This is a genomic window from Pseudomonas sp. CFBP 8772, assembly GCF_014841665.1.
GTDB classification, from domain to species: domain Bacteria; phylum Pseudomonadota; class Gammaproteobacteria; order Pseudomonadales; family Pseudomonadaceae; genus Aquipseudomonas; species Aquipseudomonas graminis_B.
Window position 1 is genome coordinate 76,743 of record NZ_JACYUI010000006.1, and the last position, 14,145, is coordinate 90,887.

12 protein-coding genes and 1 pseudogene are annotated in these 14,145 nt (G+C 59.7%); 9 read left to right on the forward strand and 4 right to left on the reverse strand.

Going from position 1 to position 14,145, the window contains the following annotated elements:
- Positions 1-31 precede the first annotated feature (31 nt).
- From IFT99_RS13965 to IFT99_RS14005, 9 genes and pseudogenes are all read left to right on the forward strand, one after another.
- A pseudogene (locus tag IFT99_RS13965) lies at positions 32-1,015 on the forward strand (TRAP transporter substrate-binding protein).
- A 63-nt stretch (positions 1,016-1,078) separates the two neighbouring features.
- Positions 1,079-1,606 (forward strand): TRAP transporter small permease, encoded by a 528-nt coding sequence (locus tag IFT99_RS13970; RefSeq protein ID WP_065987588.1) that lies wholly within the window; start codon positions 1,079-1,081, stop codon positions 1,604-1,606.
- A complete protein-coding gene (locus IFT99_RS13975; RefSeq protein ID WP_074888520.1) occupies positions 1,606-2,886 on the forward strand; it encodes a TRAP transporter large permease in 1,281 nt (426 codons plus the stop codon). The genes IFT99_RS13970 and IFT99_RS13975 overlap by 1 nt, the downstream gene beginning before the upstream one ends.
- Before the next feature lie 362 nt (positions 2,887-3,248).
- Positions 3,249-4,010: a hypothetical protein gene (locus IFT99_RS13980; protein ID WP_192132935.1), complete on the forward strand. Its 762-nt coding sequence runs from the start codon at positions 3,249-3,251 to the stop codon at positions 4,008-4,010.
- 165 nt (positions 4,011-4,175) lie between these two features.
- Positions 4,176-5,087 carry a TauD/TfdA dioxygenase family protein gene (locus IFT99_RS13985; protein WP_192132938.1) on the forward strand — a complete coding sequence of 304 codons (912 nt, stop codon included), beginning with the start codon at positions 4,176-4,178 and terminating at the stop codon, positions 5,085-5,087.
- Positions 5,088-5,121: 34 nt separating this feature from the next.
- Complete coding sequence (locus IFT99_RS13990) at positions 5,122-6,237, forward strand: ABC transporter substrate-binding protein (RefSeq protein WP_192132940.1); 1,116 nt, start codon at positions 5,122-5,124, stop codon at positions 6,235-6,237.
- Positions 6,238-6,241: 4 nt separating this feature from the next.
- Entirely contained in the window at positions 6,242-7,150 is a 909-nt protein-coding gene (locus IFT99_RS13995; protein WP_192132942.1) for an ABC transporter permease, read from the forward strand.
- The gene (locus IFT99_RS14000; protein ID WP_192132943.1) at positions 7,147-7,935 is read left to right on the forward strand and encodes an ABC transporter permease; all 789 of its coding nucleotides are present in this window, start codon (positions 7,147-7,149) and stop codon (positions 7,933-7,935) included. Before IFT99_RS13995 ends, IFT99_RS14000 begins: the two co-directional genes overlap by 4 nt.
- Positions 7,936-8,000: 65 nt before the next feature.
- Complete coding sequence (locus IFT99_RS14005) at positions 8,001-8,804, forward strand: ABC transporter ATP-binding protein (RefSeq protein ID WP_192132945.1); 804 nt, start codon at positions 8,001-8,003, stop codon at positions 8,802-8,804.
- A 40-nt stretch (positions 8,805-8,844) separates the two neighbouring features.
- Here IFT99_RS14005 and IFT99_RS14010 read toward each other — a convergent pair whose 3' ends face one another.
- The 4 genes from IFT99_RS14010 to pnp all read right to left on the reverse strand — a co-directional run bounded on the left by IFT99_RS14010 (position 8,845) and on the right by pnp (position 14,014).
- Positions 8,845-9,804 (reverse strand): sensor domain-containing diguanylate cyclase, encoded by a 960-nt coding sequence (locus IFT99_RS14010; protein ID WP_192132947.1) that lies wholly within the window; start codon positions 9,802-9,804, stop codon positions 8,845-8,847.
- A gap of 3 nt (positions 9,805-9,807) precedes the next feature.
- Entirely contained in the window at positions 9,808-10,809 is a 1,002-nt protein-coding gene (locus tag IFT99_RS14015; protein WP_192132949.1) for a response regulator, read from the reverse strand.
- A 454-nt stretch (positions 10,810-11,263) separates the two neighbouring features.
- Positions 11,264-11,614 (reverse strand): BON domain-containing protein, encoded by a 351-nt coding sequence (locus tag IFT99_RS14020; RefSeq protein ID WP_065987597.1) that lies wholly within the window; start codon positions 11,612-11,614, stop codon positions 11,264-11,266.
- Positions 11,615-11,908: 294 nt separating this feature from the next.
- On the reverse strand, positions 11,909-14,014 hold the full coding sequence (pnp, locus tag IFT99_RS14025; protein ID WP_065987598.1) for a polyribonucleotide nucleotidyltransferase: 2,106 nt from the start codon (positions 14,012-14,014) through the stop codon (positions 11,909-11,911).
- Positions 14,015-14,145: the final 131 nt, after the last annotated feature.

A 14,145-nucleotide genomic window follows, 5' to 3' on the forward strand; every position in this document is an offset into this window, starting at 1 on the left:
GAAAAAACAATAACAACACCGGAGAACATCCATGGAATTCAAACGCACGTTGCTCCTCGCCGCACTCCCTCTCGCGCTGTGCCTCGCGAACACAGCGCTGGCGGAAACCAAAATCAAATTCGCTGAAGTACACCCCGCAGGTTATCCACCCGTTGTCGCTGAACAAAACATGGGCAAGAAACTGGAGGAGCAAAGCAAAGGCGAGATCAGCTTCAAGATGTTCGCCGGCGGTGTGCTCGGCTCCGAGAAGGAAGTCGTCGAACAGGTTCAGGCCAACGCCGTCCAGATGACCCGCATCAGCCTCGGCATCGTCGGGCCGGTGGTACCGGACGTGAACGTCTTCAACCTGCCCTTCGTGTTCCGTGATCACGCCCACATGCGCAAGGTTATCGATGGCGAAATCGGCCAGGAAATGCTCGACAAAATCACCAACTCCGAAGCCAAACTGGTCGCCCTGGCCTGAATGGACGGCGGCACCCGCAACCTCTACACCAAGAAGCCGGTACACGACGTAGCCGACCTCAAGGGCATGAAGATCCGCGTGCAGGGCAACCCGGTGTTCATCGACACCATCAACGCGATGGGCGGCAACGGTATTGCCATGGCGACGGGCGAAATTTTCAGCGCCCTGCAGACCGGTGTCATCGACGGCGCCGAGAACAACATGCCCACCCTGCTTGAACACAACCACTATCAGAACGCCAAGTTCTACACCCTGACCGAGCATCTGATCCTGCCGGAGCCTGTGGTGATGTCCAAAGCCGCCTGGGAAAAACTGAACCCGGAACAGCAGGCGCTGGTGAAGAAACTTGCAGTCGAGGCCCAGGCTGAAGAGCGCGTTCTGTGGGACAAGAAGTCGGCCGAAAGCGAGACGAAGCTTAAGGCGGCAGGTGTGGAGTTCATCACGCTGACGCCTGAGCAGAAGAAAGCCTTCTACGACGCGACAGCGGGCGTGCGAGCCAAGTATGGCGCGCCTTACGCTGACTTGATCAAGCGCATCGAAGCGGTCCAATAAGTCCTTCAGCCCGATAGCACGGCGGTGGCGGCCCTGGCCGTCCACCGTCGTTGTGGTGAGCCTATGAAAAACACGATTCTGCGCTTCAATGACGCACTGTATCGCCTCTGCATCGGGATCGCGGGCCTGTCGATGCTGACCATGGCGCTGATCATCCCGTGGGGCATCTTCGCCCGCTACGTCCTGGGTACCGGCTCCAGCTGGCCGGAACCGACTGCCATTCTGTTGATGGTGGTGTTCACCTTCTTTGGCGCCGCTGCCAGTTACCGGGCCGGCGCGCACATGGCCGTGAATATGGCCACTGACCGCCTGCCGGAAAACGCACGCAAGGCTGCCGCCGTGCTGGTGCAAATCCTCATGGCCGTGGTCTGCGTGTTCATGGCGGTCAAGGGCATGAAGCTGTGCCTGAACACCTGGAATCAGTTTCTGGGTGAAATGCCGGGGCTGCGGGTTGGCATCTCCTATCTGCCGATTCCCATCGGTGGCGTACTGACGCTGATCTTCGTTCTGGAGAAGCTGTTTCTGGGTGACCAGCGTCACCGTCGAGTGGTGAGTTACGACGTGGTCGAATCCAGCGAAGAGGCAGCATGATGGACGCATTTATTCTGTTGGGCAGCTTCATCGCACTGATCCTGGTCGGCATGCCGGTGGCGTTCGCTTTGGGCCTGTCTGCGCTGATCGGCGCATGGTGGATCGAGATCCCGTTCGACGCACTGATGATTCAGGTCGCGGGTGGCGTGAACAAGTTCTCGCTGCTGGCGATCCCGTTCTTCGTGCTGGCCGGCGCGATCATGGCCGAGGGCGGCATGTCCCGCAGGCTCGTGGCGTTTGCGGGTGTGCTGGTGGGCTTCGTGCGCGGCGGCCTGTCGCTGGTTAACATCGTCGCCTCGACGTTCTTCGGCGCCATCTCTGGCTCGTCGGTTGCCGACACCGCGTCGGTCGGTTCGGTGCTGATTCCGGAAATGGAGCGCAATGGCTATCCCCGCGACTTCTCCACGGCGGTAACGGTGAGTGGTTCGGTGCAGGCGCTGCTCACACCACCCAGCCACAACTCGGTGCTGTATTCGCTGGCAGCGGGTGGCACCGTATCGATCGCGTCGCTGTTCATGGCCGGGATCATGCCGGGCCTGCTGCTCAGCGCCGTGTTGATGGTGCTGTGCATGATCTTCGCCCGTAAGCGCAACTACCCGAAGGGCGAAGTGATCCCGCTGCGCAAGGCGTTGAAAATTGCCGGTGAGGCCCTGTGGGGCATGATGGCGATGGTGATCATCCTCGGCGGCATCCTGTCGGGGGTGTTCACCGCCACCGAGTCCGCGGCGATCGCTGTGCTCTGGGCGTTCTTCGTCACCATGTTCATCTACCGCGATTACAAATGGCGCGACCTGCCCAAGCTGATGCATCGGGCCGTGCGCACGGTTTCCATCGTGATGATCCTGATCGGTTTCGCCGCCAGCTTCGGCTACATCCTGACGCTGATGGAAATCCCCATGAAGATCACCACAGCGTTTCTGACGCTGTCGGACAACCGCTACGTGATCCTGATGTGCATCAACGTCATGTTGCTGCTGCTGGGCACGGTGATGGACATGGCGCCGCTGATCCTCATCCTCACCCCGATCCTGCTGCCGGTGATCGTCGGCATCGGCGTCGATCCGGTGCACTTCGGGATGATCATGCTGGTCAACCTGGGCATCGGGCTGATAACGCCGCCTGTGGGAGCCGTGCTCTTCGTCGGCGCCGCAGTGGGCAAGGTCACGATCGAGGCCACGGTGAAAGCGCTGCTGCCATTCTATGTCGCACTGTTCCTGGTGCTGATGGCAGTCACGTACATCCCTGCGATCTCGCTGTGGCTGCCGAGCGTGGTGCTGTAAGTCACGTGAAGTGAAAGCGCTAAAAAACGCCCTCTTTCCGAGGGCGTTTTCAGTTATCGCCCATGGCAGACATCCTGGCCTGTCTCACGGAAGGAACAGGCGTCGACATATTCAGTGACACAAATTCGTTACGTCTCGCCGCCCATCTATCCGGCGCGTTCTTCGCCGATCTGTTTCATAAACGGACGGAAAATCTCGGCTTTTTAGCTGAAAAATAACATTTTGAAATATTCCTTACTTGCGCGTGGATAAAGTTGTGCTAGCTGCTAGGCTCTGGCCTCGCCCGGCTGAACCGGTACATCTCAAGCAGTAGGTCCGACGGGTTTCGCTGTTCCTCGGTCTACGTCATGAGGTTGCGCCAGATGCCTTACACGACTTTTTCGGAAGCTCAGGTTCAGAGCTTGATCAAGGCCATCGACAGTGACGGATACGCTGTCTTGCCGGACTGGGCCAGTCCGTCCCAGCTCGAATCACTGCAAGCACTGGTTGCCCGGACCGTGGCCGATAGCGGCAACGATTACGTGGCCCTCTCTGGCCGACAGGCCGTGCAGGGAACGCCGCTCCATGAGTGGGGCTCGTCGCGGGACTTCGTCGATTTATGCCGACGCATCGTGGCGGGCGTCACCGGCGATCGCTCAAGCGAAAATGGCATGACCCAGACATTGCGCTGCCTGACCGGCAGCGGCGGGCGTCGCGAATCGCTGATCTTTCACTACGACTCGTTTGTGCTGACCACCATCCTCCCGGTCTGCATGCCCACCAGCGGAGAACGCGGCGACCTGCTGATGCTGCCGAACCGTCGGCCAATCCGCCGCACCTACTTCGCCAACCTGCTCGACAAGGTGCGCGTGGACAACGGCTGGGTGCAGCGCCGCCTCAGGAGCAAAGCCGCGAAGGCTGACAACGCCTTTACACGCATCGCCATGCAACCCGGCCACCTGTACCTGTTCTGGGGTTATCGCTCGCTGCACACCAACATGCCCGTAGCCGAAGACGCCCTGCGCGCCACAGCGGTGTTTCACTACCACAACGTCCACGGCAGCAGTTCGCTGGCCAGCCGGCTGCGCCGATCACTCGGCACCTGGAAGGACCAGGGTTTGCAGGAGGATGTGCCACAGATGTGAAGTGATCGGGTGATGCCGCAAAACGAAAGGCTTATGACGATGAGTCATGGAGATTAATCTGACGCATAAACTCTCCTTCTATATTTATGCCAAATAGTGATTAGCGAAGCGCCGATTTATATCCTTATGATCTGAGCCTCAATAGCCCAGATCGAGGTCAAGGACATGGCGATTCAGATCAAACCCGTTGCGGGAAAAATCGGTGCCGAGGTGAGCGGCGTCAAACTCTCCGCAGATGTCTCCACGCAGGATTTCGAATTCATTAATCAGGCGCTGCTCACGCACAAGGTGCTTTTCTTCCGTGAGCAGTTTCTCAGCGACGAACAGCATGAAGGCTTCTCCCGCCGCTTCGGTGATCAGGTCCCTCACCCCACCGTTCGCTCCGCCGAGAAAAGCAGCGCCATCCTGCACCTCGACGCCAGGGAAACTCGGGCTAATTCGTGGCACACCGACGTCACCTTCGTCGCCAACTACCCGAAAATCTCGATCCTGCGTGGCGTGGTCATCCCGCCCTACGGCGGCGACACCGTGTGGGCCAACACCGCGGCTGCCTACGCTGACCTCCCCGACAGCCTGAAAACCCTGGCCGACGGCCTCCGCGCGCTGCACACCAACGTCTACGACTACGCGGCACCCCGCGACACCGGCGAAGCGGGCGTGAAACGCTACCGCGAGCAGTTCACCGCCGAAGTCTACGAAACCGAACACCCACTGGTGCGCGTGCACCCTGAAACCGGCGAGCGCAGCCTGTTGCTCGGCCACTTCGTCAAACAGATTCAAGGCGTCAGCAGCAACGACTCGAAACAGCTGATCCGCTTGTTCCACGATCGCATCACGCACCTGGACAACACCGTGCGCTGGCGCTGGAACGAAGGCGACGTGGTGATCTGGGACAACCGCGCCACTCAACACATCGCCGTCAACGACTATGGCCAGGCCGAGCGCGTGGTGCGCCGTACCACCGTGGCAGGCGACATTCCGGTCGGCGTCGACGGACACGCCAGCCAGGCCATCAAACCCACACCCGAAACCCTCTCGCCCAAGACCGAAGCCGACAAGAAACACCTGGCTGCCTGATCGCGCGTCAACCACTTTCCAAGGAAGAAACGCCATGGCAAATCCCAAGCGAACATCTCTATTCAGCAAGACACGCGTAGCTACCGCACTGGCGGCGCTGCTGATGATGCCCTTGGCCGAAGCCGACGTTCTGCGCATTGGCGTGGCCAGCGCTGGTGGCGGTGATCCGGTCACGTTCAGCGGCTCGTCCCTGGGCATCGTGCGCAACCAGCAGCTCCTTGAAAAAGCCTTCGCCGGCACCGACACCGAAGTGCAGTGGTTCTTCTTCAAGGGCGCCGGGCCGGCCGTCAACGAGGCACTTTCCAATCAGCAACTGGACTTCGCCTACGAAGGCGACTTGCCCGCGGTAGTCGGCCGTTCCAATGGCTTGGACACCAAATTGCTTGCGGCCATCGGCGTGCGCTCGAATGTGTATCTGGCCGTCCCCAAAGGCTCCGAGATCAAGAGCGTCGAAGACCTCAAGGGCAAGAAGGTCGCGGTGTTCCGTGGCACCAACGCCCACCTGGTGTCGATCAAGTTACTGGCCGATCACGGCATGACCGAGCGCGACCTGAAAGTGATCAATCTGGACAGCGGCAGCAGCCAGGCCGCGCTGGCGTCCAAAGGCGTCGATGCCGCATTCGGCGGGCGCGAGCTGTTTAAACTGCGCGATCAAGGGCTGGCCGACATCATCTTCGATAACCCTGACAACAACGTGCGCTACACCCGCCAGTGCGCATTGGTGGTCCGTGGGGATTACGAAAAACAGCACGCCGACAATGTGCAGAAAGTCGTCAACGTGCTGGTCGATGCCGCGCGATGGGAATCCGAAGCCAGCAACCGCGACGCCGTGCTCAACGAGTGGGCGAAGACCAACGAACCGCTGGCCTCGCTGCAAGCCGACTTCGGTGGTCTGGATTTGCGCGACAGCGCGTCACCGCTGGTGGATGCGTTCCTGCGCGACAGCTATCAGGCCGTCGCTGATCAGGCCAGGGACGAGAAGATGATTCGCCGCCCTGTGAGCGTCGAAGGCTGGTTCGACACTCGCTATCTGGACAATGCGCTGAAAGCCAAAGGTCTTGAGCACTACTGGACCGCCTACGGTGCGGACGGCAAAGCCGCGAACACGGCGACGGCGTCTTCGGACAAACCCGCCAACAACGGAGGTTGATGCCATGGCCCGAGCCACCGCTGAAGCGCTTGATCGGCAGCACATTCCTGTGAAAACCCTAGCGCCGGTCAAGCGTCTGCCCAACGCCCCAACCCGCCCCGCTCAGCGAGTTGCGGCGCCAGCATCCACCAAGCCCTGGCTAACCCGCGCGGCCAACGTCGCGCTGGCCTGGTTGCTGCCCATCGTGCTGCTGGGCCTGTGGTACCTCGGCACGGAGCGCGGCTGGTTGTCGGAACAAGTACTGCCGCCTCCCGCGTTCGTTTACCAGACGTTGGGCGATCTGGTCAGCAGCGGCGACTTGTGGCTGAACGCCTCCGCCAGTCTGCAGCGCGTGCTGGTGGGCTTTATGATCGGCTCGGCATTGGGGATCACCCTGGGGCTGGCGATGGGGTTGTCGAAAACCGTCGAAGATTATCTGCTGCCGACGTTCAACGCGCTGGTGCAGATTCCGGTACTGGGCTGGATGCCGTTTGCACTGCTGCTGTTCGGCATCGGCGAGCCGCTGAAATATGTATTGATCGCCCACGCCGCGCTGGTCCCGGTGACGCTGTGTACGCTGCAAGCCTTCCATGAAGTGCCCAAACGCCTGCTGGAAGTGGGCCGCGCGTACGGATTCAGCCAACGCCAGATCGTCACCGACATCGTCCTGCCCTCCGCCGTCGCGCCGATCTTCACCGGCCTGCGTCTGGGATTCACCAAGGCCTGGCTGTCGCTGGTGATGGTTGAGCTGTTGGCGTCCAGCGAAGGGCTGGGCTACCTGATCGCCTATGGTCGGCAGTTGTTTCAGCTGGATCTGGTCATGGCCGCCGTGGTGGTGGTTGGCACCCTCGGGCTACTGATTGATCGCGGTTTCGAATTCATCGAGCGGCGCCTAAACCGAGGCCGTCCGGTCAAGACCGGGAGGTTGGCATGAGCACACTGACAATCCCACACGGCACCCAGACCCACCGCTATCGAGGTTGGGTGGTTCCCCTCTTGGCGGTGGCAGTCTGGTGGCTTGCATCCAGCCAGGGCTGGAGCAGCTCCGGCTTGTTGGTTTCGCCACAAAAGGTCGCCGTCACCACCTGGGAGCAAGTGACGTCCGGGCAGTTCTGGCGTGCGATTTCCGCCAGTCTTGCCCGCGACCTGAGCGGCTTTTTCATCGGCACCACACTGGGTCTGGTGCTCGGTTGTCTGCTGGGGTTTTCGCGGCTGTTCGAGCGAGTGGTGGGCCCGAGCTTCAACACGTTCAAACAGATCTCGTTGTTCGCCTGGATCCCGCTGATCTCGGTGTGGTTCGGTCTGGGCGACGTCGCCAAAGTGGTGTTCCTGTCCCTCGCAGCACTGGTGCCGGTGGTGGTCAACACGTGCGACGGCTTGCGCAGCGTTTCCCCGGCGCTGCTGGAAGTCGCGAAGGTCTACGGCTTCACCCGCTGGCAGACGATCACCGGCGTCATGCTGCCCGCAGCGCTGCCTTCGATCTTTACCGGTATCTACCTGGCGCTGGTGTATTCGTGGCTGGCGACCATCGGCGCCGAATACCTGCTGGTGTCGGGCAGCGGCATCGGCAATACGCTGATCGATGGCAGCGAGCACTTCATGATGGACCTCGTGCTGTTCGGCATGATCGTCATCGGGCTGGTCGGCTGGGGGCTTAACCTCTTGGCGCGTCTTTTTGAACGACGCCTGCAACGGCTGTACGGCATTGCCCCTCGCTGAGGTCGTCGTGCTCGGCCTCTCCCGAATCTCTCGCTTCCCCAAACCGAATGTCAGAAGGAACGCTCATGCCCAGTACCCAACCGCTTACCGCCCAGCCCCTCGCCCCGTCACAGGGCAACGGGCTGCGCCTGGAAAACATCAGCAAGCACTTTACCCATGCAGGCGCCGACACCCAACTGCACGTTCTGGACAACGTCCAGCTGGACATCGCGCCGGGGGAGTTCATCACCATCGTCGGTGCCAGTGGTTGTGGCAAATCAACGCTCCTCAGGTTGATCCTCGGCCTGGACGAAGCATTCGACGGCCGCATCCTGCTGGACGACAAGCCGATCAGGGGCACGGGGCTTGAGCGCGGCATCGTGTTCCAGGATCACCGGCTTTTCCCGTGGCTCACGGTTGAGCAGAACGTCGCGGTCGGCCTGAAGAACGCACCGCTGAGCGCCGCGCAAAAGCGTGACACCGTACGCGAACACATTCAGCTGGTTGGCCTGCAGGATTTCACTGAGTCGTACCCGCACCAGATTTCCGGCGGCATGGCGCAACGGGTGGCGATCGCCCGGGGACTGGTCAATCGGCCCAGCGTGCTGCTCCTTGACGAACCCTTCGGCGCACTGGATGCGCTGACCCGTACGCGATTGCAGCGTGAGTTGCAGCACATCTGGCAGCAGGAAAAGATCACCATGGTCCATGTCACCCATGATGTGGATGAGGCGGTTTATCTCGGTGATCGGGTGGTGGTGATGCAGCCGCATCCGGGGCGCATCCGGCGTATCGTCGACATCGACCTGCCCCGCCCGCGCAATCGCAGCGACGCACGGTTTATCTCTCTAAGGGATGACGTGCTCAGCGATTTCGCGGAGTTGTCCTAGCGGGTGAAGACCGCCTTCGAGGCGGCCCTCCGCCGGTGCTTCAATCCGACGTATCCACCGACACGCGATTGCGACCGTTCTTTTTGGATTCGTACAGGGCCTGATCTGCGCGCTCGATGAGCGTTTTGTGATCGTCCATCGGCGAGGTCATGTCAGCGACGCCCAGGCTGATCGTGCAATGAATGGCTTCGCCTTCCTGCATGACGTCCAGCGCCTCGACGGCGGCGCGCAGACGCTCGGCGAACATGGCGCCGCCTTGCTTGTCGGTGTCGGGCAGCAACACCGCAAACTCTTCGCCGCCGTAACGACCGGCGATGTCAGCTTCACGGATGTGTTCACGCACGACGTCCGCCACCCGCTGGATCACCCGGTCGCCGCATTGATGCCCGTAGGTGTCGTTGACGCGCTTGAAGTGATCGATGTCGAACATCACCAGTGACGCCGTAGTGCCGTAACGGACGTGCCGAGCATGCTCCAGACGCAGCGCTTCTTCCCAGTGACCGCGGTTGTACAGGCTGGTCAGGCGATCAGTGCTCGATAGCTTCTGCAGCTCGCGGTTGGCGGCCTGCAATTGCAGACGGTTCGTCGCCACATCGGTGACGTCGTAGATCACCAGACACACATGGCTGACCACCCCGGTCGTCGACCGCAGCGGATACATCGTGGTGTTCTGGTACATGAAGTCTTCTTGCCCGGTGATGGGCTGATAGCTCTTGAAATGAACCAGATAAGGGCGCTGCTCCCAGATCGTGAACGCTGGGGTTCCCAGCGTAATCACGCTGTCGATCTTGTTCTTCAGCCAGCGCTCGTTGATCTCCGGGAACAGCGAAAAGAACGAACGGGTCGCCGCTTCATACGACAGTATCCCGGAACGGTTCTCCATGAAGGTGTTCCAGACCTGCACCCGGTACTCCTGATCCAGCACCACCACGCCGACGTCGATGTTCTGCGTCACGGTGAGCAGCCAGTGCAATTCTTTGAAATCGATACGATCGTTCATGAATCAGCTCATCAAATGGGCGAGTTTCCGCGACAGCAGCTCGACCGAGTCCTCGGTGAACAACATCAACAGATCGAAATGGATGTTATGGCCTTCCAGGCTGTAACTGATCTCCACAGCCAGCGTCTTCTTCCAGCGCCGCTCGTTGAGACGGATCAGCTCTTCAATGCCGCTGTGCAAGCCCAGCACTTGGGGGTGGCTTTGGGAAAAGGCGACGTCGAGCTGCTCCGCAATGCCGCTCAGACAAGCGCCGATCAGGATGGAAGACAGGTCCAGCAACATCTCCATGTCAGAGTAGTCGGCGTCGTCGACCTTCATCAGTTGCGCCATGTCGGAGATTTCCGAATCATGAAACAACAACAGCGCTTCGCCGGCGATGCCGCCACCGATATAGCCCTGACACACCGCCGTGAGCCGGTCATTGGCCTGGGCATCCGCCAGCGCCATGTGCAGCTCGCCCACCTCCAGCATGTTGACGTTGGGCACCGGCAGTTGCACGAACACGCCCAAGACCCGCGCCAGCAACGCGGCGGCGCGGCCCATTGCGACGTTCACGGTCTCGCGGAATGCGTCATTGAAACTGATGGCGGCCTGATCGCCACCCGATGCCAGGGCCAGAGACTGATTGGCGCTCTCTCCCAACAGGCCTAGTCGCTCAAGGGTCTGCTGCAGTTGATCGGGATCAGCCGGTTTTTTCAGGAAGGCCAGCGCACCCAGTTCCAGGGTGCGCCGCACCGCTTCTTCCTGAACGTCACCGGAGACAACGATGACACTGGCCTGCAGGCTTTCCGCGCGAATGGCGGCCAGCGTCTGATAACCGTCCATGTCCGGCATCGTCAGATCCAGCAACACAACGCGGCCCAGACCCTGGCGAATCGCCTCGATCCCTTCACGGCCATTGGCCGCCGTGGTCACCGACACATCCCACTCGGGCGGCAGGGCCTTCATCAGCTGCTTGCGCGCCATGTTGGAGTCGTCGCAAATCAGTAAGGGAATCGTGGGCATCTACTTCTCACAGCAAAAGAATTTCAGGCCTGGCCCGGAGTAAAGCAGCTTCGCCACAGAGAAGCGAAGGTACGCCAGACTGTAGCCGATGACAGGTCATCAAAGTGTCAAGGCTGTGGGTAGATTCGCCACCCATCCAGCAATGGGCTGCGTGATATGCAATTACTGTGCACAGCCTAACTGACTTCTATCAATTGGATGGTTTAGACACCTTCACTTGGATAGCGCGCGGCGTAGGAGGATAACTCAGTGGGCATGGCGAGAAGATGTCAAATGCTCGTCTCAGCTGCGAAACAAGCTGGTCTTGCAGAAATGAGGGCATAAAAAAACCCCGGCGCGAACGTCGGGGTTTTTGTTGACCACATCCTTGTGGCCCTTCGCATGAACCTTGAATCAGTCGCCTGACGACTGTCACACTGTCAGCCGGCTATCTTCCAGGTTCAGCAGAATGTAATTACTCAGCTTTCAGGCCATCAGCCGAAACAGCTTTCACGCCTTTGATTTTCTTGGTGATCGCAACAGCGGTGGTTTTCTGCGCATCCGTGATAGCGACAGTCGACGACAGGGATACCACGCCTTTGTTGGTCTCAACCTTGATGTCGGAGCCTGGAATGCCTTTTTCGGTCAGCAGGTCAGATTTTACCTTGGTGGTGATCCAAGTGTCAGAAGTAGCTTCTTTGGTTTTGGCGACTTCGTTTGCAGCTACAGTCATTGGAGCTTGAGCAGAGGTCTGAGCCATGGCTACGTTGGCCATAGTCAGAGTCAGAGCAGTGGCGGTAGCAGCAGCAATAGCGAACTTCTTCATACGGGTAACTCCTGTTTTTCTCAGAATCTGCGCCAATCTGATTGGCTGCAGGGTTACCTACAATGTCGCAAGCGCTGTGCCAACACACGATCACAAATATATTCCTTATAAATCAAAGACTTATGTTTTCATGGATCCACAGCTGTCGTGCAGATTGCCCGCTTTACGAAAGTTCCGCTTGCAAGATGCATGTTCTGACGAGCCGCCCGACGACGGTCTGGCTCCCTAAGCCATTAATTGCATTCAAAAAAAAGAGCCCCGAAGGGCTCTTTTTCATCAACTGCAGGAGACGGGTTAAACCCCCGACGCCTTGGCAGCTGCAACGTCTTTGATCGAAAGCTTGATACGGCCGCGGTTATCCACGTCCAGCACCAGCACTTCGACTTCTTGACCTTCTTTCAAGATGTCGGTGACCTTCTCTACGCGAGCGTCGCTCAACATGGAGATGTGCACCAGACCGTCTTTGCCCGGCAGGATGTTAACGAACGCGCCGAAGTCAACGATGCGCTCGACCTTGCCGACGTAGATCTTGCCGATCTCGGCTTCAGCGGTGATGCCCAGAACGCGCTGACGTGCAGCTTCAGCAGCTTCCTTGGTTTCGCCAAAGATCTTGATCGAGCCGTCGTCTTCGATGTCGATCGACGCTTTGGTTTCTTCGCAGATGGCACGGATGGTAGCGCCGCCCTTGCCGATCACGTCGCGGATCTTGTCGGTGTCGATCTTCATCGCGATCATGGTCGGAGCGTTTTCCGACAGCTCGGTGCGCGACTGACCAATGATGGTGTTCATCTGACCCAGGATGTTCAGACGTGCTTCCAGCGCCTGACCCAAAGCGATCTCCATGATCTCTTCGGTGATGCCCTTGATCTTGATGTCCATCTGCAGCGCGGTGACACCTTTGGCGGTACCGGCCACTTTGAAGTCCATGTCGCCCAGGTGGTCTTCGTCACCCAGGATGTCGGTCAGGATGGCGAACTTCTCGCCTTCTTTAACCAGACCCATGGCGATACCGGCGACCGGCGCCTTCATTGGAACACCAGCGTCCATCAGCGCCAGCGAAGCACCACAGACCGACGCCATGGAGCTGGAACCGTTGGACTCGGTGATTTCCGATACGACGCGGATGGTGTACGGGAACACGTCGGCAGCCGGCAGCATGGCCTGAACCGAACGGCGGGCCAGACGGCCGTGACCGATTTCACGGCGACCGGCGCCACCCATGCGACCACACTCGCCCACCGAGAACGGAGGGAAGTTGTAGTGCAGCATGAACGGGTCTTTCTTCTCGCCTTCGAGGGTGTCGAGCAGCTGAGCGTCACGCGCGGTACCCAGGGTGGCCACGACCAGCGCCTGAGTTTCGCCACGGGTGAACAGCGCCGAACCGTGAGTCTTCGGCAGAACGCCGACTTCGATGTTCAGCGGACGCACAGTCTTGGTGTCGCGACCGTCGATACGCGGCTTGCCGTTGACGATGTTTTCGCGAACGGTGCGGTATTCGATCTCGCCGAATGCCGCTTTGACTTCGCTGGCGGACGGGCTGCCGTCTTCAACAGCCAGCTTGGCAACGATCTGATCCTTCAGCTCACCCAGGCGAGCATAGCGATCGGCCTTGACGGTGATGGTGTAGGCCTCGGAGATCGCTGCGCCGAACTCGGAGCGGATAGCGCCCAGCAGTTCAGTGGCTTCAGCTTTCGGCGCCCAGTTCCAGGTTGGCTTGGCAGCTTCGGCGGCCAGCTCTTTGACGGCCTTGATGACCGACTGGAATTCGTCATGGGCGAACAGCACGGCGCCCAGCATCTGGTCTTCGGTCAGCTCTTTGGCTTCCGACTCAACCATCAGTACCGCTTCTTCGGTGCCGGCAACGACCATGTCCAGGCTCGATGCTTTCAGTTGCTCGTACGTCGGGTTCAGCAGGTAGCCGGTGCTCTCGTGGAAAGCAACGCGCGCGGCACCGATCGGGCCGTCGAACGGAATACCGGAGATTGCCAGCGCAGCCGAAGTACCGATCATCGCAGCGACGTCCGGATCGGTTTTCTTGCTGGTGGAGACGACGGTGCAGACAACCTGCACTTCGTTCATGAAGCCTTCCGGAAACAGTGGGCGGATCGGACGGTCGATCAAACGCGAGGTCAGTGTTTCTTTTTCGGAAGGACGGCCTTCACGCTTGAAGAACCCACCAGGGATCTTGCCAGCGGCGTAGGTCTTTTCCTGGTAGTGAACGGAAAGAGGGAAAAAGCCTTTGCTTGCGTCTGCATGCTTGGCGCCGACCACAGTCACGAGAACGGTGACGTCGTCGTCAACGGTGACCAATACAGCACCAGAGGCTTGACGGGCAATACGGCCAGTCTCGAGGGTTACGGTCGATTGACCGAATTGAAATTTCTTGATTACCGGGTTCACGGTTTCCTACCTTCTTTGTGGCTCTTGGGGAACTGGTTTCTTGCGAATTCTTGGGCAGCGAGGGGAATCGGACCCTTCGGCAGTCCAGATACAACTAGAGGCTGGGAGCCCGCCAGCCCACTGGTAAAACC